General features: G+C 60.1%; 1 protein-coding gene. It reads right to left on the bottom strand.

Going from position 1 to position 1,133, the window contains the following annotated elements; genetic code table 11:
• Window positions 1–28: 28 nt before the first annotated feature.
• Window positions 29–958, bottom strand: coding sequence for an IS110 family RNA-guided transposase (locus ACQZ5N_RS26370; protein WP_448734569.1), 930 nt, complete (start codon window positions 956–958; stop codon window positions 29–31).
• Between the last annotated feature and the right edge of the window lie 175 nt (window positions 959–1,133).

Genomic DNA, 1,133 nt, shown 5'->3' with positions numbered 1-1,133 from the left:
CTGGCAACTGTATTGGCGGATATTATTCTCAGGGTGTCCTGAATGTGGTTTTATCCCTGAGCATGGCGTTTGCGATGACGAGCAGTTTGCGGGCGATGGCAATGATCATGACCTTGAACGGTTTGCCTTTGGCCTGCATGGCTTGAACCATGCGGGCGAAGGGCGACTTTAACCGGTAGGCCACCAGCGCCGCCATGTAGAGGGCATCGCGCACACGCTTTCGTCCGCCGCGGATATGGCGCTGGCCGCGGTGAATGCCGCTATCGGCATTGAAGGGGGCAAGGCCTGCAAGCGCCGCCATGCCGCCGGGCGAACTGTCGCCCAGTTCCGGCATGTGGGCCATCAGGGTGAACGCCGTGATCTGGCCGATGCCGGGGATCGAGCGAAGTCTGATGCTTTGCTCGTTCAGCGTCACATTTGTCCGCACATGCAACTGGCACTGTTGTTCGATCGCGGTGATTTCCGTATCGAGCCAGCCGAGGTGGCGCGCGATGCTGTCGCGCTCCGACGGCTCGGCTGTATGAAGGCGCAGCCGTTCCTGCTGGCGCATGGCAACAAGCTGATCACGCCTTGTATGCAGGCTTTCCAGCTGCTGGCGGGCCGGGTCGGGTGGTGTCGTGACGGGTGGTGAAAGTGTTTCGCCCATGTGCGCCAAAAGTCGCGCATCGATGGTATCGGTTTTGGCAAGCTGGCCGGTGGCTCTTGCAAAGTCCCGGGCTCTCGCCGGATTGACCCGGCAATAGGGCCGCCGCCACCTCTCGAGCGCCGAGCACAACAGCCGGTCATAACGTCCGGTCGCCTCCAGAATGACCTGCGCCTTGCGTCCATCAAGGGTGGCAAGCCATTCATCGATGGCGGTGCCGGTATTGGCGATACGGACGGCTTTTTGTGTCGCGGCATCGAAAAGATCCAGATGTGCCTTTGAGACGTCGCATCCGATGTAAACAGGGTGTACCATGGCAAGCCTCATCCTGTGCTGCGAGGTCCGTGGTGACGGCCTCCATCAACTGTTCAGGTTGGGATTATCAAGAGCGGGCGGAGGTCCAAAAGCCAGCAGGCGGTCTCTAACGACCAGGATTCCGACGGCCTTCCGCCCGCACTCTACATAGCACAAATCCAATACACAGGATTCC

Source organism: Agrobacterium sp. 22-221-1, from assembly GCF_053522445.1.
Note: the sequence above shows the minus strand (reverse complement) of the source record. Positions and strands in the feature narration are given on the sequence as shown.

Coding starts and splice junctions, on each gene's coding strand:
- ACQZ5N_RS26370 (WP_448734569.1), bottom strand. CDS start 958: ATGGTACACCCTGTTTACATCGGATGCGACGTCTCAAAGGCACATCTG.